The 23,566-nt window shown below is 64.8% G+C and carries 24 protein-coding genes; 21 read left to right on the top strand and 3 right to left on the bottom strand.

The annotated features are described in order from the left end of the window. Positions 1-195: 195 nt before the first annotated feature. From P6U25_RS13790 to P6U25_RS13830, 9 genes are all read left to right on the top strand, one after another. The gene (locus P6U25_RS13790) at positions 196-642 is read left to right on the top strand and encodes an SRPBCC family protein (RefSeq protein WP_407151711.1); all 447 of its coding nucleotides are present in this window, start codon (positions 196-198) and stop codon (positions 640-642) included. A 155-nt stretch (positions 643-797) separates the two neighbouring features. Then, positions 798-1,283 carry a (2Fe-2S)-binding protein gene (locus P6U25_RS13795; RefSeq protein ID WP_407151712.1) on the top strand — a complete coding sequence of 162 codons (486 nt, stop codon included), beginning with the start codon at positions 798-800 and terminating at the stop codon, positions 1,281-1,283. Between the two features lie 103 nt (positions 1,284-1,386). Further along, complete coding sequence (locus tag P6U25_RS13800) at positions 1,387-2,193, top strand: FAD binding domain-containing protein (RefSeq protein WP_407151713.1); 807 nt, start codon at positions 1,387-1,389, stop codon at positions 2,191-2,193. A 48-nt stretch (positions 2,194-2,241) separates the two neighbouring features. Further along, on the top strand, positions 2,242-3,150 hold the full coding sequence (locus tag P6U25_RS13805) for an AAA family ATPase (protein WP_407151714.1): 909 nt from the start codon (positions 2,242-2,244) through the stop codon (positions 3,148-3,150). 119 nt (positions 3,151-3,269) lie between these two features. Beyond that, positions 3,270-4,472: a vWA domain-containing protein gene (locus P6U25_RS13810; RefSeq protein ID WP_407151715.1), complete on the top strand. Its 1,203-nt coding sequence runs from the start codon at positions 3,270-3,272 to the stop codon at positions 4,470-4,472. A 25-nt stretch (positions 4,473-4,497) separates the two neighbouring features. Beyond that, positions 4,498-4,821, top strand: a complete 324-nt coding sequence (locus P6U25_RS13815) for an XdhC family protein (RefSeq protein ID WP_280977144.1) — start codon at positions 4,498-4,500, stop codon at positions 4,819-4,821. A gap of 2 nt (positions 4,822-4,823) precedes the next feature. Further along, positions 4,824-5,525, top strand: coding sequence for an XdhC family protein (locus P6U25_RS13820; RefSeq protein WP_407151716.1), 702 nt, complete (start codon positions 4,824-4,826; stop codon positions 5,523-5,525). Further along, the gene (locus P6U25_RS13825) at positions 5,522-7,126 is read left to right on the top strand and encodes an NTP transferase domain-containing protein (protein WP_407151717.1); all 1,605 of its coding nucleotides are present in this window, start codon (positions 5,522-5,524) and stop codon (positions 7,124-7,126) included. Before P6U25_RS13820 ends, P6U25_RS13825 begins: the two co-directional genes overlap by 4 nt. A 128-nt stretch (positions 7,127-7,254) precedes the next feature. Next, on the top strand, positions 7,255-7,662 hold the full coding sequence (locus P6U25_RS13830) for a DUF4189 domain-containing protein (RefSeq protein WP_407151718.1): 408 nt from the start codon (positions 7,255-7,257) through the stop codon (positions 7,660-7,662). 64 nt (positions 7,663-7,726) lie between these two features. Here P6U25_RS13830 and P6U25_RS13835 read toward each other — a convergent pair whose 3' ends face one another. Then, entirely contained in the window at positions 7,727-8,515 is a 789-nt protein-coding gene (locus tag P6U25_RS13835) for a DUF4239 domain-containing protein (protein ID WP_407151719.1), read from the bottom strand. A gap of 448 nt (positions 8,516-8,963) precedes the next feature. On the opposite strand from P6U25_RS13835, the gene P6U25_RS13840 reads away from it, so the two are divergent. The 7 genes from P6U25_RS13840 (at position 8,964) to P6U25_RS13870 (ending at position 15,955) form a co-directional block, all read left to right on the top strand. Then, positions 8,964-9,374, top strand: coding sequence for a DUF2000 family protein (locus P6U25_RS13840; RefSeq protein WP_407152512.1), 411 nt, complete (start codon positions 8,964-8,966; stop codon positions 9,372-9,374). Between the two features lie 474 nt (positions 9,375-9,848). Then, positions 9,849-10,571 (top strand): TetR/AcrR family transcriptional regulator, encoded by a 723-nt coding sequence (locus tag P6U25_RS13845; RefSeq protein WP_407151720.1) that lies wholly within the window; start codon positions 9,849-9,851, stop codon positions 10,569-10,571. Next, on the top strand, positions 10,568-11,353 hold the full coding sequence (locus P6U25_RS13850; RefSeq protein ID WP_407151721.1) for an HlyD family secretion protein: 786 nt from the start codon (positions 10,568-10,570) through the stop codon (positions 11,351-11,353). The genes P6U25_RS13845 and P6U25_RS13850 overlap by 4 nt, the downstream gene beginning before the upstream one ends. Further along, a complete protein-coding gene (locus P6U25_RS13855) occupies positions 11,350-12,306 on the top strand; it encodes an ABC transporter ATP-binding protein (protein WP_407151722.1) in 957 nt (318 codons plus the stop codon). The genes P6U25_RS13850 and P6U25_RS13855 overlap by 4 nt, the downstream gene beginning before the upstream one ends. Further along, positions 12,303-13,466: an ABC transporter permease gene (locus P6U25_RS13860; protein WP_407151723.1), complete on the top strand. Its 1,164-nt coding sequence runs from the start codon at positions 12,303-12,305 to the stop codon at positions 13,464-13,466. The genes P6U25_RS13855 and P6U25_RS13860 overlap by 4 nt, the downstream gene beginning before the upstream one ends. Before the next feature lie 192 nt (positions 13,467-13,658). Beyond that, on the top strand, positions 13,659-14,900 hold the full coding sequence (locus P6U25_RS13865; protein ID WP_407152513.1) for an adenylate/guanylate cyclase domain-containing protein: 1,242 nt from the start codon (positions 13,659-13,661) through the stop codon (positions 14,898-14,900). 137 nt (positions 14,901-15,037) lie between these two features. Then, entirely contained in the window at positions 15,038-15,955 is a 918-nt protein-coding gene (locus P6U25_RS13870; RefSeq protein WP_407151724.1) for a PhzF family phenazine biosynthesis protein, read from the top strand. Positions 15,956-16,054: 99 nt separating this feature from the next. Here the strand turns inward: P6U25_RS13870 and P6U25_RS13875 are convergent, their stop codons facing one another. After that, positions 16,055-16,516, bottom strand: a complete 462-nt coding sequence (locus tag P6U25_RS13875; RefSeq protein WP_407151725.1) for a DUF488 family protein — start codon at positions 16,514-16,516, stop codon at positions 16,055-16,057. Positions 16,517-16,522: 6 nt separating this feature from the next. Then, on the bottom strand, positions 16,523-17,362 hold the full coding sequence (locus P6U25_RS13880) for a DUF72 domain-containing protein (RefSeq protein WP_407151726.1): 840 nt from the start codon (positions 17,360-17,362) through the stop codon (positions 16,523-16,525). 125 nt (positions 17,363-17,487) lie between these two features. On the opposite strand from P6U25_RS13880, the gene P6U25_RS13885 reads away from it, so the two are divergent. The 5 genes from P6U25_RS13885 to P6U25_RS13905 all read left to right on the top strand — a co-directional run bounded on the left by P6U25_RS13885 (position 17,488) and on the right by P6U25_RS13905 (position 23,382). Next, positions 17,488-17,844: a hypothetical protein gene (locus tag P6U25_RS13885; protein ID WP_407151727.1), complete on the top strand. Its 357-nt coding sequence runs from the start codon at positions 17,488-17,490 to the stop codon at positions 17,842-17,844. Positions 17,845-18,367: 523 nt separating this feature from the next. After that, positions 18,368-19,501, top strand: coding sequence for a glycosyltransferase (locus tag P6U25_RS13890; RefSeq protein ID WP_407151728.1), 1,134 nt, complete (start codon positions 18,368-18,370; stop codon positions 19,499-19,501). A gap of 7 nt (positions 19,502-19,508) precedes the next feature. Next, a complete protein-coding gene (locus P6U25_RS13895; protein WP_407151729.1) occupies positions 19,509-21,011 on the top strand; it encodes a glycosyltransferase family 39 protein in 1,503 nt (500 codons plus the stop codon). Positions 21,012-21,092: 81 nt separating this feature from the next. Continuing rightward, the gene (locus tag P6U25_RS13900; protein ID WP_407151730.1) at positions 21,093-21,788 is read left to right on the top strand and encodes a DUF899 family protein; all 696 of its coding nucleotides are present in this window, start codon (positions 21,093-21,095) and stop codon (positions 21,786-21,788) included. Positions 21,789-22,212: 424 nt separating this feature from the next. Beyond that, a complete protein-coding gene (locus P6U25_RS13905) occupies positions 22,213-23,382 on the top strand; it encodes a tlde1 domain-containing protein (RefSeq protein WP_407151731.1) in 1,170 nt (389 codons plus the stop codon). Positions 23,383-23,566 lie beyond the last annotated feature (184 nt).

Genomic DNA, 23,566 nt, shown 5'->3' on the forward strand with positions numbered 1-23,566 from the left:
CGCCCATGCCAATGCCTGGCCGCGGCTCGCGGGCGTTATTCAACCACAACGTCGATTGCGCAATTTTGTGAATGGCGAGATCGTCTTGCTGCGGTTGCGAATATGCATCGCTCATCCTCCGAAGGTGCCCTTTCCTTTGTTCGCCGGCTGCTTTAGTTGGAAAGACGAAGGTTCTAGCGACAAGGAGGGTCCCCCATGGCCATGACGATGACCGGCGAAGTCCAGCTTGCGGCGGCGCGCCAGACCGTGTGGGACAAGCTCAACGATCCCGAGGTGTTGAAGGCCTGCATTCCCGGCTGCGAGGAGCTCGAGAAGACCGACGAGCATGGCTTCCGCGCCACAGCCAAGATGAAGGTCGGACCGGTCTCCGCCCGCTTCAAGGGCAAGGTCACGTTGAGCGATCTCGACCCGCCCAACGGCTACAAGATATCAGGCGAGGGTGAGGGCGGAGTTGCCGGATTCGCCAAGGGCGGCGCCACCGTCGCGCTGGCCGACAAGGATGGCGGCACGCTGCTCAGCTACAACGTCGAGGCCCAGATCGGCGGTAAGCTCGCCCAGCTCGGCCAACGCCTGATCAACGGCGCCGCCAAGAAACTGGCCGACGAATTCTTTGCCAATTTTGCCAAGGCGGTGCAGGGTTAGCCCTGACGCCAGACTGGATCACACCGGTCCGGCCATGCCCTGGATGAGTGGCTCGAAAGGTTGCTCATTGGGGGGCCCGCCCATATTATGCCGTCTGGAATGATTTTAAACCGCCTGTTCTGCCGATGTGCGGCAGGGCAGATAAGAGAGTGCTGATGGCCAAGATTTCAATGATCGTGAACGGCAGCCCCGTTACCGCGAACGTCGACCCCCGTACCCTTCTGGTTCAGTTTCTGCGCGAAAATCTGCGGCTGACGGGGACGCATGTCGGCTGCGATACCTCGCAGTGCGGCGCTTGCGTCGTGCACCTGGACGGCAAGGCGGTGAAGTCGTGCACCACGCTGGCGGTGATGGCCGACGGCCATGAGGTCCGCACCATCGAGGGACTCGCGCCGGACGGCGCGCCGCTGCATCCGATGCAGGAGGCCTTCCGCGAGCATCACGGCCTGCAGTGCGGCTTCTGCACGCCCGGCATGATCATGACCGCCGTCGACCTGGTCCATCGCAAGGGCCACGATCTCAGCGATGAGGTGATCCGCGAGGAGCTGGAAGGCAACCTCTGCCGCTGCACCGGCTATCAGAATATCGTCGCTTCGATCGCCGCCGGCGCCAAGGCGATGGCGAAGTCGGACCTCGCCTAAACATGATCCGGACCCGGAGGGCCGCGTTAGCGCAAAGCGTGAAGCGGTTTTCCGAACAGATCATGCTCCAGTAAATATCGCGACACGCGATCAGGACATTCCAATGTACGAATTCAAATATCATCGTCCCGGGACCGTGCGGCAGGCCGCCAACCTCCTGGTGAAGAACGAGGACGCCAAGCTGATCGCCGGCGGCCACACCCTGGTGCCGGTCATGAAGCAGCGGCTGGCAAGCCCGCCGCACCTGGTCGACCTCTCGCACATCGAAGGTCTCGACACGATCGAGATGAAGGGCCGCTCGCTGGTGATCGGCGCCACTGCCAAGCATGCCGATGTGGCGACCTCGCCGATCGTTGGCGAGGCGATCCCGGCGCTCGCCGAGCTCGCCGGCGGGATCGGCGATCCGGCCGTGCGTCATCGCGGCACCATCGGCGGCTCGCTCGCCAACAACGATCCGACTGCCGACTATCCGGCCGCGGTGCTGGCGCTGGGCGCGACCATCGTCACCAACAAGCGCCGCCTCAAGGCCGAGGAGTTTTTCCAGGGCCTGTTCTCGACCGCGCTGGAGCCGGGCGAGATCATCACCAGGGTGATGTTCCCGCTGCCGAAGAAGGCGGCCTATGTGAAATTCCGCAACCAGGCGTCGCGCTACGCGTTGGTAGGCGTGTTCGTGGCCAAGCGTCCGTCCGACGTACGCGTCGCGGTGACCGGTGCCGGCTCGGACGGCGTGTTCCGCGTCACCTCGTTCGAGGAAGCCTTGAAGAAGCGCTTCTCGCACAAGGTGCTCGATGGCATGACTGTTCCGGCCGAAGGCCTGAACAGCGACCTGCACGGCAGCGCGGAATACCGCGCGCATCTGATCGGCGTCCTGGCGCGCAGGGCCGTGGAAGCCGCGACCGCCAAGGGCTAAAGACCAAGGCGTGATTTTGCTAACTCCTGCTTCAAGATTGGCCGTTCCATGAGTGCATCGGCGTTTCCCACTTCCGTCGATGCGCTCGTGGAGCTCTTGAGCTCGCGCGGCTATCTCGCTGAGCGATCGCTGGCGACGGTGACCTATCTCGCGCTGCGCATGGGCCGGCCGCTGTTTCTCGAGGGCGAGGCCGGCGTCGGCAAGACCGAGATCGCCAAGGTGCTGTCGTCGGCGCTCGGGCGCAAGCTGATCCGCCTGCAATGCTATGAAGGCCTCGACGTCGCCTCCGCCGTCTACGAGTGGAGCAGCGCGGCGCAGATGATCGCGATCCGCCTTGCGGAAGCCTCCGGCGACACCGACCGCGACCAGCTCGCCAGCGACATCTTCGCCGAGCGCTTCCTGATCAAGCGGCCGCTGCTGCAGGCGCTCGAGCCCGATGTCGCGGGTCCCCCGGTGCTCCTGATCGACGAACTCGACCGCGCCGACGAGGCGTTCGAGGCCTATCTGCTGGAAATCCTCAGCGACTTCCAGGTGACCATCCCCGAGCTCGGCACCGTGAAGGCGCCGGCGCCGCCGATCGTGATCATCACCTCGAACCGCACCCGCGAGATCCATGACGCACTGAAGCGCCGCTGTCTCTATCACTGGGTGGATTATCCCACCGCCGAGCGCGAGCTCGCGATCGTCAAGTCGCGGGTGCCGAACATCTCGGCAAAGCTGTCGCAGCAGGTCGTCCGCTTCGTGCAGGCGCTGCGCAACCAGGACTTCTACAAGTCGCCGGGCGTGGCCGAGACCATCGACTGGGCGACCGCGCTGTCCGAGCTCGACGCCCGCTCGCTGACGCCGCAGGTGGTCGGCGACACGCTGGGTGCGCTGCTCAAGTACCAGGACGATATCGCGCGCATGCAGGGCGAAAGCTTGCAGAAGACATTGAAGGACGCGACGAGCGACATCTAGCTCGCGCGTTGCAACCGTCATTCCGGGGCGCACGAAGTGCGAACCCGGAATCTGGAGTTTGTAGCGCGAGATTCCGGGTTCACGCTGCGCGTGCCCCGGAATGACGAGGCAAAGACAAGATGGCGATCAATCACCTTGCGCCGCCGACCGGGCATATGGCCGACAACGTCATCGGCTTTGCCCGTGCGCTGAGGGCGGCCGGGCTTCCGGTCGGTCCCGGCTCGGTGATCGACGCGCTGAACGCGCTGCAATTGATCGAGGTCGGCAACCGCGCCGATTTCTACGCCACGCTGGAAGCGATCTTCGTCAAGCGCCACGAGCACGCGCTGATCTTCCGCCAGGCCTTCGACCTGTTCTTCCGCGCCGCCGAGGAGTGGAAGAGCATGCTCGACTCGGTGCCGCTGCCCGACCACGCCAAGAAGAAGCCGCCGCCGGCCTCGCGCCGCGTCCAGGAGGCGATGTCGCAGCCCGCAATCCGTGAGGAGCGGCCGCAGGCCCAGGAGCAGGAGCTGAGGCTCTCGGTCTCCGACAAGGAGGTGCTGCAGAGGAAGGACTTCGCGCAGATGACCGCGGCGGAGATCGCCGAAGTTACGCGCGAGATCGCCCTGATGCGGCTGCCGCAGGCCGAGCTCGTGACCCGGCGCTACCAGCCGGATGCCAGGGGCTTGCGGCTCGACATGCGCCGCACCGTGCGCAACTCCTTGCGCACCGGCGGGGAGATCATCGACATCCGCAAGCTCGGCCGGATCGAGAAGCCGGCGCCGATCGTGGCGCTGCTCGATATTTCCGGCTCGATGAGCGAATACACCCGCTTGTTCCTGCACTTCCTGCATGCCATCACCGATGCCCGCAAGCGCGTCTCGGTATTCCTGTTCGGCACACGGCTCACCAATGTGACGCGGGCGTTGCGGCAGCGCGATCCCGACGAGGCGCTGGCGAGCTGCTCGTCCTCGGTGGAGGACTGGGCCGGGGGGACGCGGATCGCAACCTCGCTGCACAGCTTCAACCAGCTCTGGGCCCGCCGGGTGCTGGGGCAGGGGGCGATCGTACTCCTTATATCCGATGGACTAGAACGGGAGGCCGATGCCAAACTGGCCTTCGAGATGGATCGATTGCACCGCTCCTGCCGCCGCCTGATCTGGCTCAACCCGCTGTTGCGCTACTCCGGCTTCGAGGCCAAGGCCCAAGGCATCAAAATGATGTTGCCCCACGTTGACGAATTCCGCCCGGTGCATAACTTGACCTCCATCAAGGGGCTGATCGAGGCGCTGTCATCCCCGCCGCCGGCGCATCATCGCAGCCTGATCCGCTCCGTAGCCTAAAGAAGCATCCGAACAGGAGGCCGCCATGCTGAACCGCGACGAAGACATTCTTCAGGCCGCCGAGACCTGGCAGAAGCAGGGCCACGGCGTGGCGCTCGCCACCGTGGTCGACACCTGGGGCTCAGCGCCGCGTCCGGCGGGCTCCAGTCTCGTCATCAATGACGAGGGCACCTTTCTGGGCTCGGTGTCTGGCGGCTGCGTCGAGGGCGCCGTCGTCACCGAGGCGCTCGACGTGATTTCGAGCGGCCAGCCCAAGATGCTGGAATTCGGCGTTGCCGACGAGACGGCCTGGAATGTCGGCCTGTCCTGTGGCGGCACCATCCGCGTCTTCGTCGAGAAGGTTGGCTAGCCGTGAAACTGGAAACTCTGAAAGAGCTCAATACCGAGCGCGCCGCGCGCCGCCCGGTCATCATCATCACGGACACCTCGAACGGCGAGCAGCGCTTGGTGAAGGCCAAGGACATCGCTGCCGATCCGCTCCACGCCGAGCTTGCCAAGCAGTTGCGAATGGGCAAGAGCGGCAATGTCGAGGTCGGGGCTAAGAAGCTGTTCCTCAACGTCTACGCGCCGACCGCCAAGCTCGTGATCATCGGCGCGGTCCATATCAGCCAGGCGCTGGCGCCGCTGGCGCGCGCGCTCGACTATGACGTCACCGTGGTCGATCCACGCACTGCCTTTGCCAGCCCCGAGCGCTTTCCCGACGTGCCGCTGATCGCGGAATGGCCCGACGTCGCGCTACCGCCGCTCAACATAGATCCCTACACCGCCTTCGTCGCCGTGACCCACGATCCGAAGATCGACGATCCGGCGTTGCTGCACGCCTTCGATCGCGGCTGCTTCTATATCGGCGCGCTAGGCTCGCGGAAGACCCATGCCAAGCGCGCCGATCGGCTGCGTGCACAGGGCGCGAAGGACGGCGACATCGCGCGCATCCACGCGCCGATCGGCCTCGACATCGGCGCGGTGTCGCCGGCGGAGATCGCGGTCGCCATCATGGCCGAGATCACTGCGCAGTTGCGCCTTCCTCCCAAAGAAAAAGAAGAAGCAGCATGAAGTTCGGTCCCGCCAGTCCGGCCGACGCGATTGGCGGCGTCACCGTGCACACGCTCCGCCAGGGCTCGCTGGTGCTCAAGAAGGGCACCACGATCGGCCCCGCGGAAGTCGAGGCCCTCACCAAGGCCGGCGTCAACGAGATCGTCGTGGTGCGGCTGGAGGAGGGCGATGTCTCCGAGGATGTCGCGGCCGCCAGCATCGCACAGGCGGTGGCGGGCGACGGCGTCAATGTCGAGCGCGCCTTCACCGGCCGCGCCAATCTGTTCGCGGCGCGCCCCGGCGTGCTGGTGGTTGATCGCGCCGCGGTCGACCGCATCAACGGCGTCGACGAGGCCATCACCTTCGCCACGCTCGCTGCGTTCAAGCCGGTGGTCGAAGGCGAGATGATCGCAACCGTCAAGCTGATCCCGTTCGGCGTCGAAGCCAGGCTGCGCGACGCGGCGGTTGCGGTGGCAGGCAAGGATACGCTGCGGATCGCGCCTTATGTGATCAAGAAGGTCGGCGTGGTCTCGACAATGCTGCCGGGCCTCGTGCCCAAGGTGATCGACAAGACGCTGCGTGTGACCGCGGAGCGGCTGGCGCCGGCGGGAGCTGCCATCATCGCCGAGCGGCGCATTCCGCACGATGAAGCCGTGCTTGCGGCCGCAATCAAGGAATTGCTTGGCCTTGGCGCCGAGCTCGTCATCGTATTCGGCGCCTCCGCGATCGCCGACCGGCGCGACGTGATCCCGGCCGCGATCACCGAGATCGGCGGCGCGGTCGAGCATTTCGGCATGCCCGTCGATCCCGGCAATCTGCTTCTGATCGGCAGCGCTGGCGGCGTCCCGGTCCTGGGTGCGCCGGGCTGCGCGCGCTCGCCGGTCGAGAACGGCTTCGACTGGGTGCTGATGCGGCTCTTGGCCGGCATTAAGGTGACCAGAGCAGACCTCACCGGCATGGGCGTCGGCGGCCTCCTGATGGAGATCGTGACGCGGCCACAGCCGCGCACCGTTCCGGACACCGAGGGCAACCGCAACGTCGCGGCAATCGTGCTCGCGGCGGGGCGCTCGACCCGGATGGGCGGCCCCAACAAGCTGCTCGCCGAGCTCGACGGCAAGAAGCTCGTGCGCATCGTCACCGAGCAGGCGCTGGCCTCCAAGGCCTCGGAGGTGATCGTCGTCACCGGGCATCAGGCCGAACTGGTCGAGCAGACGCTTGACGGTCTCAAGGTGAAGTTCGTTCGCAATCCCGATTTCGCCGGCGGGATCGCGAGCTCGGTGAAAGCAGGGATCACGGCAGTCTCCGACAATGCGGATGGCGCCATCGTCTGCCTCGGCGACATGCCGTTGATTTCGGCCCAATTGATCGATCGTCTGATCGAGACCTTCGCGCCCGACCGCGGCCACCTGATCGCGGTGCCGGTCAGCGAGGGCCGCCGCGGCAATCCGGTCTTGTGGTCGCGGCGCTTCTTCAAGGAATTGATGACGCTCGACGGCGACGTCGGCGCCCGCCATCTGATCGCCAAGCACGCCGAGGCGGTTGCCGAGGTGCCGGTTGAAGGCGACAGCGCCTTCCTCGACATCGACACCCCGCAGGCGCTCGAAGCCGCGCGGCGCGGATAACTCCATTCGCGCGTCGTCCCGGCGAAAGCCGGGACGACGTGTGGTTGGAGCCGCGCATCGACCCGTCATTCACCATCTGGAAACGACCCCCGAATAGTGTCGCCCGCGGAGTTTGGGGGATTTCCATCTTGATTATTTCGACCGCCGCCGCGCAGCGCCGCGCGATGATGATTGTTGTCTTGACGCCGCTGCTTGGCGCCACGCTTGTCGTCACCGAAAACTTCGTCAGCAAGGCCTGGGCCGCCGGTGCATTCGCGGTCGGCAAATGCGGCGCCTACGGCCAGGCTTATGACTATCCGGCCGAACAAGCAGCGCGCGCGGCCGCACTGAAGCAGTGCCAGGGGGACTGCACCGCGGTTACCATGAAGCGCGCCTGCGCCGCGCTCTCGATCGACATGGCCAATCCCTGCGGCGCCCATGGCTACGCGGTGGCGCCGAAGATCTCGAGCTCGCTCAACGCCGCCACCCGCAAGTGCTACGAATATGGCGGCAAGGAATGCGTGATCCGCGCCTGGGCCTGCGACGCCAGGGGGTAGAGCGGCAGCGATCGCAGCCCGGATGAGCGGGCCAAAGTCCGATGACGATGCAATCTCATCGCGCTTAGCGGCTCGCTTCCTTGTCCGGCATGATCTGCAGCAATGGCGTGGGCGCAATCGAGATCTCACCGGTGAACGGCCGGTCGTGCGCGGCGATCAGCAGCACCGCGGTCGCCACGCCGCTCGCGAACAGTCCCATTGCGATCGCCGATCCGAGCCGGTTGTCGCAGTGAACGAGCGCGATCGCCAGCAGCTCGCAGATGGCCTGCAAATAGAGGCACCACCACTTCACCGGATTGACTTCCGATTGGCTGATGATGATCCGCTGTCGCCGCGCATCCAGCGCCGACTCCAACGCGGCGACGATTTCGCGCTGCGCCGTCTGCTGGCCCGAGCTCTGAGTCGGAATCGCGACCACAAGCTGTAGCGCCTCGGTGAGGGCGGGAGGAGCCGGCTTGAGCGAGGCAGCCTCCCGCGCCATCATCGGCCATTCCTCGGCGACCGTCCGCTCAATGTAGTCGCGAACCAGGCCGCGCACGCGCGCCGCCTGCTCCGGCGGCAGGGCGCCGGCGAGTAACACAACCGCACGCAGCGAACTCGCTTCGCGGCTCACCGCCGCGCCGGCACGGTCGCTGTCGCCCCAGACCTGTGCCGCGACGAAAGCGACGAACAGGCCGAACAGGATGCCAAGCACCGGCAATATGCCCGGCGAGATCGATTTGAACGAAGCCGTGCGCTCCTTCGTCGCCAGGATTGTGACGACTGCGAAAACAAGGATGGCAAGAAGATAGGTAAAGCCGAAGATCACCAGCGCCATCCAGGGCACTGAAAGATTATGTATCCAGTTGCTCATCTTGCGTGTTTCCCCAGCGTGGGTTGAAATGCGTTTCGGCCATACGCTCGATGCGTACGCCATTATCTGATTGGGTCCTGACCACGTGGCCCGGATGAGTGCAGCGACATCCCGGGTGCAATGCTACTCAGACGGCGCCGTAAAAGTGACGGTATTGCCAGGCGGCTTCTGCAATTGAGAGTCAGACCACGAATGGTCTACAACAACATCGGCCTTGCTGGTGATGATGCAATGCCTCGAAATATGCTGGTGATTGCCGAGTCTACTACACGGCCCAGGAACTGACCATTGCCTTCCTTCTCGGCGCGAACGGCTTTGCGCGATCCAGAGCGGACATGCCGGCAGCCGCTCCGAGATCTGGTTCGAGGCAGCTATCGCCATGCCGTGGCGTCTGCGATGTGATCATAGGTGCTGGTCTTGTCCGGTGACCTTCCGCTACATTTGCGCCATGCAGTTCGACACCAAGATCGCGGTCGTAATCCGCAATGACCTTGAAGTCTGGCAGAAGCTCAACGTCGCGTCCTTTCTGTCCGGCGGTATCGCGGCTTCCTTTCCGGAATGCGTCGGCGAGAATTACGAAGACGGCTCAGGGACCAGATATCTGTCCCTGATCGGCCAGCCGATCCTGATCTACGGCGCCGATCGGCCTGCGCTGTCGCGGGCGCTGGAGCGTGCGCTGAGCCGCAACGTGGTGCCGGCGCTCTACACCGAGGACATGTTCAAGACCACGCATGACGCCGCCAACCGCGAGGTGGTGAGGGCGGTCGCGCGCGGCGATCTCAATCTCGTCGGTCTCGCCGTCCGCGCCAAGCGCAAGGTGGTCGACAAGATTCTCGACGGGCTGAAGTTTCACAGCTAGCGATGGATGCGTGGCGTGTCCGGCGGACCTTGCGTGAGCGCAATCCGCGCAGGCTCGTTTGTCTGTAAGGCGAGCACAATGTTCAGGCTCCCTCACACCTAGTGGCAGGTGTCTCCCGCGAGATGCGCAGCATCTTCGCGGGGACGGTGACAACCAAGCCCGGACTCGCCGGGGCGAGCACGTATAAGCCGTAACCCATCGTGCAGGGAAAGCCGGAGTGTTTCCGGTACACCTGTGGTCCTACCCGAGCTTTCTACCATTGCTCGGGGCCCATGGGTGCGATCGGCACCCGCTTTACCTCTGTCCAAGAGAGGGCGGAACGAGATGCAAAGCTCGCACGAGCCCTGTCGCGAAAAGGTAGTTGCGCGGCGACAGGCGCGGGATCCTACTCGGCGGCAGACTCCAGGATACCCGGCGGGGGTATTCCGATCTTCTGGTCTTGACAATGACTGACCAGTCAGTCATAATTTACGCATGACCAAGCGCAGCAAACCATCGACCGCAATACCCGCCGCAAGGCGGACCATCGCGAGAGCCGCGTCGGCCAATGTCCCGAAGGTGACCTCGCCGAACCCGCTGGGTGCCACGCGGGTCGGGAATCGCTCCGAGAGATCGGCGGAGCGGCGCGCCGCGATCGTCGCGGCGGCGATGGAGGAGTTCGTTGCACGGGGTTTTGCCGCGACCCGGCTCGACGACATCGCGAAGCGGGCAGGGGTCGCCAAGGGCACCATCTACCTGCACTTCAAGGATAAGGAATCGATGTTCGAGGAGCTGATCCGCACCGCGCTCGTGCCTCTGATCGATCGGATGGCTGCGCCGCCGGCCCTTGCGGGTCCGGTACGCGACGCGGTGGAGCGGTTCGCGGAGACCTTCATCCGCGAGATCATCTCGACTCCGCGCGCCGACATCATCCGCCTGATCGTGGCCGAAGGACCGCGCTTTCCGGCGCTCGCCGACTTCTATTTCCGCGAGGTGGTATCGAAGGGGCTGGCGGGCATGACCGCATTGGTCCAGCTCGGGATCTCGCGTGGCGAAATCCGGCAGAAACAGCTTGTGCAATTCCCCCAGTTGCTCGTCGCACCCGCGATCGTCGCGGTGATCTGGCAGAGCCTGTTCGCTAGGCATGCGCCGCTGGATGCGATCGCGATGTTCAGGGTTCATCTCGATCTGATCTTCGGCGAACGGAGGGCGTCATGATCTCGTCGCACGCGGTGAAGCTGCTGGCGGCGCTCGCGCTGGCGGCGGCACTCGCCGGCTGCAAGGATACCCGGGATCCCGGCTTCCAGGGTTGGGTCGAGGCCGACATGATCTTCGTCAGCCCCGACGAATCCGGCCGAGTCATCAGGCTCAATGTGCGCGAAGGGGACGAGGTCAAGCCTGGCGATCTGCTCTATTCCGTCGACGACGATTTGCAGAAGGCCGACCTCAACCAGAGCAACGCCACGCTGGCCAACGCGCAGCAGAGCTATGACCGCGCCGCGTCCTTGAGGAGCACCGGCGCGGGCACCCAGGCGACGCTGGATTCCGCGGTCTCGTCGCTGCGTGTGGCCGAGGCTCGCGTCAAGACATCACAGACCCGGCTGGACCGGCGCAAGGGTTTCGCGCCGATCGCCGGTACGGTCCAGCAAATCTACTTCCGCGAAGGGGAGATGGTGCAGGCGCAACGGCCGGTGTTGTCGATCATGCCGCCCGGCAACATGAAGCTGCGCTTCTTCGTGCCGGAGAGTGAGCTGCCGAAGCTCGCGATCGGCGACGAGGTGAGGGTCACCTGCGACAACTGCGCCGCCGATCTCACCGCCAAGATCTATTTCATCGCCACCACGGCCGAATATACGCCTCCCGTCATCTACAGCCTCGACGAGCGCAACAAGCTGGTCTACCTGATCCAGGCGCGGCCGAGCCGGCCCGATGCCTTGCGTGTTGGCCAGCCGATCAGCATCTATTTCAACCCCAAGACTCCGGTGGCGGACCGGCAATGAACGGCGGCTCGACCAACGCGCGGCCCACCGCACCTGGCATCGCCATCGATGTCGAGGGCCTGTCCAAATCGTTCGGCGGGCGCGAGGTGGTCCATGACCTCTCGATGCAGGTCAAGCGCGGCTCGATCTACGGCTTCCTTGGCCCCAACGGCAGCGGCAAGACCACGACGATCCGCATGCTCTGTGGCCTGCTGACGCCCGACAGCGGCAGCGGCACCTGTCTCGGCTACGACATCCGGCGCGACGCCGACAAGATCAAGCGCAAGGTCGGCTACATGACCCAGCGCTTCAGCCTCTATCAGGATCTCTCGGTGCGGGAGAACCTCGAATTCGTGGCGCGGCTCTATGGCTTGCCGGACGCGCGCGGCGCCGCGGCCGACATGATCGCGCGGATCGGGCTCAGGGGGCGCGAGGAACAGCTCGCCGGTGAGCTGTCCGGCGGCTGGAAGCAGCGGCTGGCGCTCGGCGCCTGCACGTTGCCAAATCCGCAACTGCTGCTGCTGGACGAGCCGACCGCCGGCGTCGACCCGAAGGCGCGGCGCGATTTCTGGAACGAGATCCACGCACTCGCCGCCGAGGGCCTCACCGTGCTGGTCTCGACCCACTACATGGATGAGGCCGAGCGCTGCCACGAGATCGCTTATATCGCCTACGGCCACCTCCTGGTCCGCGGCACCGTGGACGAGGTGATCGCGAACTCCGCGCTATCGACCTACACGGTAACCGGCGACGACCTCAACGGCCTGCCGGCCGAGCTGACCGGCAAGCCCGGGATCGACATGGTGGCGCCGTTCGGCACCAGCCTGCACGTCTCCGGCCGCGATAAGGCCGCGCTGGAAGCGGCCATTGCGCCATATCGCGACGATGCGAAATGGCACTGGCAGGCAAGCGAGCCGTCGCTTGAAGACGTCTTCATCGACCTGATGGGGCGCTCGAGGGACAATTTCCAATGAGCGCGACTGATACGATCCGGAATGGCGAGCAAAGGGAGCCGTCCTTCGGCTTCTGGCGGCGCAGCTATGCGATGCTGGTCAAGGAATTCATCCAGCTTCGCCGCGACCGTGTGTCGTTCGCCATGATCATCATGATCCCGGTGATGCAGCTATTGTTGTTCGGCTACGCCATCAACACCACGCCGCGCCACTTGCCGACCGCGGTGCTGTTGCAGGAGGATACCGACCTTGGCCGCTCGATCCTGAAGGCGATGGAGAACACCGCCTATTTCCGCTTCACTCGCGAGGTCCACACTGTTGACGAGTTCGACGAGCTGCTGCAGTCCGGCAAGGTGCTGTTCGGCGTCGAGATCCCGCGCGGGTTCGAGCGCGCGGTGCGGCGCGGCGACAAGCCGGCGCTGCTGGTCGCGGCCGACGCCACCGATCCGGTGGCGGCCGGTTCGGCGTTGGGCGCGCTGGGGCCGCTGGTGCAATCTGCGCTGGCGCACGATCTGCATATCGGCGATCCGCCCGAGATGCCGTTCGAGATCCGCGCTCATGCTCGCTACAATCCGGCGGCGGAATCGCGGCTCAACATCGTGCCCGGCCTGGTCGGAACCATTCTGACCATGACCATGCTGATCTTCACCGCGCTCTCGGTGACGCGCGAGATCGAGCGCGGCACGATGGAGAGCCTGCTGTCGATGCCGATCAAGCCGGTGGAGGTGATGTTCGGGAAGATCATTCCTTACGTGATCGTCGGCTTCGTGCAGGCCGCATTGATCATCGGCATCGGCGTCCTGCTGTTCGGCGTGCCGGTCCTCGGCAGTCTGCTGCTGCTCGGGTTGCTGACCACGCTGTTCATCACCACCAATTTGTCGATCGGCTATACCTTCTCGACCATCGTGCAGAACCAGCTACAGGCGATGCAGCTCTCGATGATGTTCTTCCTGCCGAGCATCCTGCTTTCCGGCTTCATGTTTCCGTTCGCAGGCATGCCGGTCTGGGCGCAATATGTCGGCGAGGTGCTGCCGCTGACCCATTTTGTGCGGATCGTCCGTGCGATCATGCTGAAGGGCGCCGGCATGCAGAACCTGCAATATGACACGATTGCACTGGCCGCCTTGATGTTGTTCGCGATGACGGTCGCGGTGACACGCTTCCGCCGCACGCTGGATTGAGCTTAGGATGTGAGAAGTTGGTTATCGTCGTTCCGGGGCGTCGCGGCAGCGACGAACCCGGAACCTCGAGAGTCCGGGTTGGATGCGACGCATCGCCCCGGAATGACGGGGTAGGAAGTGATCGGGCTCTGGCGCAAACAGAAAACTGCGGTGCAACTCGCGTCCTTATCGGCCGACTTCCATCACGCGCTGATGCGCGAGGTCATGCGCACGGAGTTGCTCCGCATCAGGGTGCTGATCGGTACCGCTGTCGTGCTCGGCGCAGTCAGTCTGGCCATTGACTTCCTCGCGCCAGAGGCGGTCAGTCGCGTCTGGCGCGGCAATCTCAGCCCCGTTTACGTCTTCTACGTTATCATTCCGCTGATCCTGTTCGAGCTGTGGGTGCATGGCGCGATCACCTGGCACATGCGCAAGGGACGCGATTTGCCGGTGATCCGCCGCTACATCGGCGTCGTGGTCGAGACGTCGCTGCCGACCGTCGTGCTGGGGATGCACATCAACAGCATGGGGCCGGAGCAGGCGCTCGGCTTCGTGGCACCGTTGGTCTATTTCGTCTTCATCATTCTCTCGACGCTGCGGCTCGATTTCTGGCTGTCGACCTTCACCGGCTTCGTGGCGGCATCGGAATTGTTCTACATGGCGGTGTTCTTCCACCCCGCAGGACCGGGCGCGGCGGAACAAGGTGTCTACTATCACGCGGCGCGCAGCACGATCGTCCTGATCTGCGGCGTGCTCGCCGGCGCGGTCGGCATGCAACTGCGCCGGCAGTTCGAGGCCAGCATCGCGGCCGCTACCGCGCGCGACCGCATTACCAATCTGTTCGGCCAGCACGTCTCGCCGCAGGTGGTCGAGCGGCTGATGGCCGAAGGGGCGAGCACGGAGAGCGACATCCGGCGCGTCGCGGTGATGTTCGTCGATTTCCGCAGCTTCACCGCCAGCGCCCGCACGCGCTCGCCGCAGGAGGTCGTGGATCGGCTCGACGGCGCCTTCGCAGTTCTGGTCGAAATCCTGGATCGCCATGGCGGCATCGTGAACAAGTTTCTCGGTGACGGCTTTCTTGCGCTGTTCGGTGCGCCGCTTGAATCAGGCGATGCCGCGCAGCATGCGGTCGCGGCCGCGCGCGAGATGCTTGCGGCGAACGAGCGCGCCAATGAGTCGTCGAGCTGGCCGCTGCGGATCGGCATCGGCGTTCACGTTGGCGAGGTCGTCGCCGGCAATATCGGCTCGCCGCGGCGCAAGGAATACACCGTGATCGGCGACACCGTGAATTTCGCTGCGCGGCTCGAGGCGCTCAACAAGGAACTCGGTTCGCAATTCCTGATCTCCTCCGCGGTGCGCGATGCGCTCGGTGACCACGGCAAGGATGCCGTGCCGCGCGGCGAGGTGCCGGTGAGGGGCTACGACCGCCCCGTCCCGGTCTGGCAACTGGGGTAGGGTATGCCGGCATCGCCGGGCGAGCTGTTTCGCATCCAAGATTTGATTGCACCGAATGCTCTGAAGAGCGTCTTCCCGGCCGTGTTACGATCCGAGCGTCCGGTCGATGACGATCGGAAAGCATGAGGACAGACAAGATGCAGCGGCGCTATATCACCGTCGACGTTTTCACCGACCAGGCCTTCGGTGGCAACCCGCTCGCCGTTGTGCTCGACGCCGGCGGGCTCTCGACGGCGCAGATGCAGGCGATCGCGACCGAGTTCAACTATTCCGAGACGACCTTCGTGCTGCCGCCGCAGGACTCAGCGCACGATGCCCAGGTGCGCATCTTCACGGTGCGCTCGGAAATTCCGTTCGCAGGCCATCCCAATGTCGGCACGGCGTTCGTGCTGGCAACACAGGCCGCAAAGGCCCCGGCGCGGCTGGTCTTCGAGGAGAAGGCGGGGCTGGTGCCTGTCGAGATCCTCACCGATGGCGGACGCGTGATCGGCGCCGAGCTGACCGCGCCGGAGAAGCTGCAGCGGACCAACGAGGTGAGTGCGACCGAGGCGGCGGCGTGCCTGTCACTGTCGGCGAGCGACGTGAGAACCGATCGCCACGCGCCGCAGGTCGTCTCGGTCGGGCTGCCGTTCCTGGCGGTGGAGATCGCCTCGCGCGAGGCGCTGAAGCGGGCCCGGCCGGATGCCGCGGCCTTCGACAGGGCACGGGCGCGCATCGGACGTGACGTCGTCTATTTCTACACGCGCGATGTCCCGCTAAGCGAGCAGCCCCTGGACTTGCAGGCACGCATGTTCCACCCGGGCGCCAGCGGGATGTCCGAGGACCCGGCCACCGGCAGCGCGACGGCGGCCGCTGCGGCGCTGCTTGCGGATATCGATCCGCTGCGCGACGGCGAGTTGCGGTTGCGGATCGGGCAGGGCGTCGATATGGGCCGGCCAAGCCTGCTGCTGACGCGGGTGCGCAAGCAGGGCGGCGCCATCACGTCGGTGCATGTCGGCGGCGGCTGCGTGAAAATGATGGAAGGGACGCTGAACGTACCGGGCGAGGGGAGGTAGAGCGTTTTCGAGCGAAGTGGATACCGGTTCGCGTGAAGAAAACGCGTCAAAACAGGGATCTAGAGCTTCGGTTCTGATTCAATCAGAACCGAAAATGCTCTAGAGCTGCGGCGCCACCAGGTTCTCGATCCTGACGCCCTCGCGCTCCTCGATCGCCTCCGCGATCCAGCGTCGATGGCAGTGCTGGTGGTCGCGCTCGTAGCAGAGAATGCAGACCGGGCCGGATTTCTTCACCAGTGCCGACAGCTCGTCGAGCTCTTCCTTGGCTTGTGTGGTCTTGAGGTGTGCCGAATAGATTTTGTGCAGCAGCTCATACTTGCCGCTGCGCGCCGCCTCGCGGCCGCTCTTCGGCGTGCCGAGGCCGCGCAGATGGACGTAGGCGATGCCGCGCTCGTCGAGGCCCGCGGCGAGCTGGGTCTTGGAAAAGCCCGGCCTGCGCGACGAGGCGATGGCGCGGACGTCCACCAGCAGCTTGACGCCGGCGTGCTCGAGCTCGTCCAGCACCGCCTTCGACGGCGTCTGCTCATAGCCGATGGTGAACAGCGTCTTCGCTCTCGCCATCGCCGCTCACTTCACGCGTTCGATCAATTCCATCGCACCGGCCGGCGCGCGGACCTTGCCCTCGTGGATCACGTAAGCGAACACATCGCGCGGGGCCTTTTTCGGCTTGCCCTTGTCGACGCGGGGCAGGTCGGCCGGCTCGCCGCCGCCGGCCCAGTCCTGAAAGCGCTTGGCCCAGGCGTCGAGCTGCTTCGGCGGATAGCAGGTCTTCAATTCGTCATTGCCCTTCTGCAGCCGCGCATAGACGAAGTCGCTGACGACGTCCGCGATCGCGGGATATTTGCCGTGCTCGGCGAACACCACGGGGATCTCGAACTCGCGCAGCAGCGCGACGAACTCGGGCACGCAGAAACTGTCATGGCGCACTTCGACGACATGGCGCAATGCGCGGCCATCGAGCTTGCGCGGCAGCAGCTCGAGGAACTTGCCGAAATCGGCGCCGTCGAACTTCTTGGTCGGCGCGAACTGCCAGAGCACCGGCCCCAGCCGGTCCTTCAGTTCGAGCACGCCCGAATCATAGAAGCGCTTCACGGAATCGCCGGCTTCGGCGAGCACGCGGCGGTTGGTGGCGAAGCGCGGTCCCTTCAGCGAGAAGATGAAGCCGTCGGGCACCTCGCCGGCCCATTTGCGAAAGCTCTCCGGCTTCTGCGAGCCGTAATAGGTGCCGTTGATCTCGATCGAGGTCAGCTTCGATGCCGCGTAGGCGAGCTCCTTCGATTGCGCGAGCTTCTCGGGATAGAACACCCCGCGCCATGGCTCGAAGGTCCAGCCGCCGATGCCGATATAGATGTTGCCTGCGTCCGTCTTGGTTGTCTTGTTGGGAGCTTGGGCCACGATTGCACTCATCGCGAGAAGAAGGGAGTGGTCAGACTAGTCAAAATAATCGTGATTGGCCAGTTCGCCAGATTTGCGGGGCGATGCTTATCGTGGTGATCGGTCTTCGTTAGGATGCGGCAAACGGGAGAACAACAATGCGCATGCTGGTTGCAGCCGTCCTCTTGATCACGTCCTCCGCCGCCGTTGCCGACGAGGTCGACGATGCGCATAAGCTCGCGGTCAGCGGCCGCGATGCTTACTGGAATTGTCTCGCCCGCGAATATCCCCGCGACAGCAACAAGGCGATGTCCGACCAGGAGTTCACCTCGCTGATTGCAAGCGTCTGCGCCTCGGAGCGGCAGAATTTCCGGGTGTCGCTGATCGACTTCCTGTCGCTGCAATTTCCGAAGGAGGGACCCGACGCGAATCTGGCGACCGCCAATCGCGCGATCGAGCTCGCGCAAAAGGACATCGTGAGCGCGTTCGTCCGGCGCGGGGCGGCGGCCAAATAGACAGCCAAGTCCTGTTGCGGCTGGCCGATTTTTGATATCAATCGGCGCAGAGGCGAGGGACGATCCGGTATGAGTTCTCAATCGATGGCAGGCTTTTTGGGCGCTCTGGTCGCGGCCATCGTGCTGGTGGCGGCGTTCATCTATGGGCCCTCGCCCAGCCAAATCCATAATCCTCCGCCGCCCGCCACGGCGCAGCAGCAGGCGGCCCCCGCCCCGGAGCCTGCGCCCGCGCCGACACCACGAGGCCCGGTGATCCGGGAAGTCCCGAACAACTAGCGATCCTGGCCCTTGCGGGCAGGTCCGGGCCTTCCTATGTGAGAACGAACGGCGACGTTGCAGCCCGCGAGGGCTCCGGCGCTGGGACGACCACGACAATGCTGGCTGCGCCGGATGTACGCGCGGCCCTTGTTGTGGTCGTTGGTATTTCCGGGGGTATTTCGACCCTGTTTTCCCGCCTTCCGAGATGTGTTTGGTCCCCGTCCGCCTTGGCAGCGGGAGAGGCTGCGGCTATACGCTGGCGCTCATGAATGACGCCATCAAACCGGGCCCCGAAATCCCGTCGCAGGCCGCTGGTTTGCCGCAACTTTCGGTCGTCGTCCCCACCTTCAACGAACGCGACAATGTCACGGTCCTGTACCGGCGCCTCGACGCGACGTTGAAGGACGTGGCCTGGGAAGTCATCTTCGTCGACGACAACTCACCCGATGGAACCTGGGGCGTGGTGCGCGGCCTGGCGCGGCGGGACCCACGCGTCCGCTGCATCCGCCGGATCGGCCGACGCGGCCTGTCGGGCGCCTGCATCGAGGGCATCCTGGCCTCGAGCGCGCCCCATGCAGCGGTGATCGATGCCGACCTGCAGCACGACGAGACCCAGCTCCCGCAGATGCTGGCGTTGTTGCAGAGCGGCAAGGCCGAACTGGTGGTCGGCAGCCGCTACATCGAGGGCTATCGTGCCGCGGGCTTCAACAAGAGCCGTGCCGGCGCCAGCGCCTTCGCCACCGAAATCGCGCGCCGTGCGCTGAAGGTCGAGATCGCCGATCCCATGAGCGGCTTCTTCATGATCCGCCGCGACCGCTTCGAGCAACTCGCGCCGCAACTGTCGACCCAGGGCTTCAAGATCCTGCTCGACGTGGTCGCGACCGCGCATGGCAAGCTGCGCACGGTCGAAATCCCCTACACGTTTGGCGCCCGCCAGCACGGCGAAAGCAAGCTCGACTCGATGGTCGCGCTGGACTTCGTCGGGCTCGTACTCGCGAAGCTGACGCATGACGTGATCTCGCTCCGCTTCCTGTTGTTCGCGATGGTCGGCGCGCTCGGTCTGGTGGTGCATCTTGCCGCGCTGTTCATCGCGCTCGAGGTGTTCCGCGCGCCATTCCCGGAAGCGCAGGCCACCGGCGCGATCGTCGCCATGACCAGCAATTTCATCCTCAACAACTTCCTGACTTACCGCGACCAGCGGCTGAAGGGCTTTGCGATCGTGCGCGGCCTGCTGCTGTTCTATCTCGTCTGCGGCGTCGGTCTGCTCGCCAATGTCGGTGTCGCGTTCTCTGTCTACGATCAGGAGCCGATCTGGTGGCTTGCGGGCGCGGCGGGCGCGCTGATGGGCGTGGTCTGGAACTACGCGATGTCCGGGCTGTTCGTCTGGCGCAAGCGATGACGCTGGCATGAATCCGAACGAGGGGCGGCTTGCCCTCAACACCGCTCTCGTGGTCTGCGCGCTGGTCGCGTTGCGGCTTGCGGCTGCGGCCTGGACACCGCTGACCTTCGACGAAGCCTATTACTGGATGTGGTCGAAGGCGCTGGCCGGCGGCTATTACGATCATCCACCAATGGTGGCGGTCGTGATCCGGCTCGGCACGATGATCGCTGGCGACACGCCGCTCGGTGTGCGGCTGGTCTCGGTCCTGCTTGCGCTGCCGATGAGCTGGGCGGTCTACCAGGCGTCCGCGATCCTGTTCGGCGGCCAGCGCGTTGCCGCAAGCGCCACGATCCTGCTCAACGCCACGCTGATGGCAGCCGTCGGCACGCTGATCGTGACACCGGACGCGCCGCTCCTGGTTGCGGCGAGCCTGCTGCTGTTCTCGCTCGCAAAGGTGCTGGAGAGCGGCCGCGGTGCCTGGTGGCTTGCCGTCGGCGCCAGCGCCGGCGCGGCGCTATTGTCGAAATACACAGCGCTGTTCTTCGGCCCTGCGATCCTGATCTGGCTTGCGATGGTACCGAAGCTGCGCCGCTGGTTTCTCTCGCCCTGGCTCTATCTCGGTGGCCTGGTCGCGCTGGGAATGTTTGCGCCAGTCATTCTCTGGAATGCCGGTCACCATTGGGTGTCGTTCATCAAACAGATGGGCCGCGCCCGGATCGAGGATTTCCGGCCAACCTTCATCGCCGAGCTGATCCCGACTCAATTCGCGTTTGCGACCCCGCTGGTCTTCATTCTCGGCGTGATGGGGCTCTATGCGCTCTACAGGCGCCGTGCCGGCGCAATGGCTGCGCGGGTGCTCGTCAACACCATGTTCTGGACCATCGTGGTCTATTTCGCCTGGCATGCGCTGCATGCGCGGGTCGAGGCCAACTGGTTTGCGCCAGTCTATCCGGCCTTCGCAATCGCAGCCGCGGTCGCTGCGATCCAGGTGCAATGGGCGCCGCGCGAGCAGCGGACGATCGATTTCTGCCGCCGTTGGGCGACCCCGAGCGGCGTCGTGCTGTTTGCGCTGTTGATTGTGCAGGCCAACACCGGCGTCCTGTCCGGCTATCGCCGCGACGCCACCGTGCGCAGCGTCGGGGTCGGCTGGCAGGAGCTCGCGGACGAGATCGAGACGGTGCGGGTGCGCATCGGCGCGACCTGTGTGCTTGCGCCGGATTACGGCACCACCGGCTGGCTGGTGTTCTATCTCCCCAAAGGTACCTGTGTTGTGCAACAAGGGCAGCGCATCCGCTGGGTCAACATGCCCGAGCCGAGCCCGGCGAAGTTGTCCGGCAAGCTGCTGTATGTGCATGAGGTCGAGCAGGCCGTGCCGGCGTCGATGCGCGCCAATTTTGGCCGCATCGAGACCGTTGCCGAGGCCAAGCGCATGCGCGGTCCGTTGACCATCGAGACCTATGCGCTCGATGCTCTGGAAGGCCCGAAGGGCGACGTCCTCGATCGCTCGCCGCCACCGGAACTGGAGTAGGAACATTTGTCGATGATGTCGGATATCATCCAGCTCCGACTCGTCTTCCAGGAAGCCCGTCAACCAGATGAGGTTCCACTCATGACCGGTTCCAATCTCAAGCCTGCTGCCGAACTCGCCAAGACCAACACCACGCGCTTTCCCAATGAGAGCGCCGAATATCGTCGTGCCCGCCAAGCGTTGCTCATCGAGGAGATCGAACTGCGGCGCCAGATCGAGCGCGTCGCCGAACTGCGCCGTGCGTTGCCGCCGGGCGGCGAGGTGACCAAGGCCTATCAGTTCATCGGCGAAGCCGGCCCGGTGTCGCTGGCCGACCTGTTTGGTAACAAGCGGACGCTCGTCATCTACAGCTACATGTTCGGTCCGCAGCGCGAGAAGCTGTGTCCGATGTGCACGTCGTTCATGGGCACATGGGAGGCCAAGCTGCCTGACGTCGCGCAGCGCATCTCCTTCGTCTTCGTGGCGCGTTCGCCGATCGCGCGGCTGATCGAGGCGAAGAACGCCCGCGGCTGGACGCGCCACAAGGTCTACTCTGATGCATCGGGCGACTACACACGTGACTATGTCAGCAAGGATGATGCCGACGTGCCCGGCTACAACGTCTTCACGCGGCGCGACGGGACGATCCGCCATTTCTGGGCGAGCGAGATGGGGCTGGGCACTGCCGATCCTGGCCAGGATCCGCGCGGCGCGCCCGATCTCGATCCGCTCTGGACCATCCTTGACACCACGCCCGAAGGACGCGGCAAGGACTGGTATCCGAAGCTGTCCTACTGAGGAGATTGTTCTTACAAAATCCCCGCGAAATTGCGGGGCGATCGGCAAGGAAATTCTTCCCGCGCATGCCGCTGCCAGCGCTGGCCCCAGCGGCATCTGCGGATGTCCCATGATGAGACAAAAAATCCGCTTTCGCGATCCAGTGTGATCTTAAAAAAGCCCCACGCCACAGGCACTTCCCGCGCTGCAGGGGATCGCATCCGGTTAAGTCGCATTTAACTAAAAGTCGCCTTAATGGGCATCCGCGTCCCTGCGAGACGCTGAGCCGAAACGTCGTTCGGCTCCGAGTCGAGTGGGACAAGGTGGACCTGTTTTGAGCGCCGGGCGTATGGGTACGAGTGCGACTGCGTATGGTCTTGGGGCGCCACGCCGCAAGCAATCCTCCCGAAGGATTCTCCCTCAGCATTTCCTCGGCAGTGCCGCGGTGGCGGGATTGGTGCTTGGCTGCGCCTGGACCGTCTACGCCAATATCTTCGCGGCGAGTGTCTATCCATCGGTGAGCAGTGCGGGGCTCAATGAGCCCGTCGTCAAGCACCGCGTGGCGGTCACTGAACGGCCTGCGCCGTCGTTCAACGAGGTGTTCGCATCGTTGACGCCTCCACCCGGGAAGGCCGAGGTCGCCAAGTCAGATTCGGCCAAGTCGGATTCTGCCAAGTCTGAGCCTGCCGCACCGGCACTGATGTTTAACGAAAGGTTTGCTGCGGCCTCGCCGGACGGCGTTCCATCCAGCGTCGTAGTGGCCGATGCCGCGCCGCAGACCGATCCGGTCAAGACGGCCGATGCGCCGAAGCTCGCGGAGGCGCCGAAGCCGGCCGCCGCAGCGAAGGTCGCCGAAGCCAAGGCGCCTGCGCCGAGGTCGGTCGAGGCCGCGAAGAAAGAAGCGGCCGCCAACCTGCAGGTCGCGCTCAACACGCCTGCCGAATCCGTGGAGCCCAAATCCGCCGAGCCCAAGCGGGCTGAGGCCAAGTCGGCCACGTCGAAGTCGGCCGCAAGATCCGGTGGTGTCACGGTGCGTGACATGGCCGCGCGCGCCAAGGCCGCGGTGATGTCGATCGCATCGAACGAACGGCAGACCATGGTCGAGAAGCTGTGGGGCAAGCGTGAGTCGAGCGGCGGGCTGCTCTCCTACGCGTCCGCCGATGCAAACGTTACCGGCAGCATCCCCTCGACCCTCGATCAGGATCCAACCCGTGGCGGCTCGCCGCCTTATGATCGCCAGACCGCGGTCTACGACATTTCGGCCAAGACCGTGTATCTGCCCGACGGCACGCGGCTCGAAGCGCATTCGGGTCTCGGCTCACGGCTCGACGATCCGCGCTCCGCGAGCATGAAGATGATCGGCGTGACACCGCCGCACATCTACGAGCTGAAGCCGCGCGAGGCGCTGTTCCACGGCGTGCCGGCACTGCGGCTCAACCCGATCGGCGGCGAAGGCCGGATCTACAACCGCGTCGGCCTGCTCGCGCACACCTACATGCTCGGCCCGAACGGCGACTCCAACGGCTGCGTCTCGTTCAAGAACTACTACGCATTCCTCGACGCCTACCGCAACAAGGGCATCCGCCGCCTCGCCGTGCTCGCGAGGATCCAGTAGGCCGAGCGGATCGCAGGTCGTTACCTCCTTCTGCAGCCCCGAAATAGCGCCAGAGCGCCGGCTCGTCCTGATGGTGGTCCCGAGTCGAGCCTAAGCGACTTCGAACCATCCGGCCTGCAACTCCGGCAGCATGCATCATTCCGGGGCTGGCTGGAACCAACGAGTCGATTGTTGTTATACTTCA

This window comes from Bradyrhizobium sp. ORS 86 (assembly GCF_045571475.1).
GTDB lineage: Bacteria > Pseudomonadota > Alphaproteobacteria > Rhizobiales > Xanthobacteraceae > Bradyrhizobium.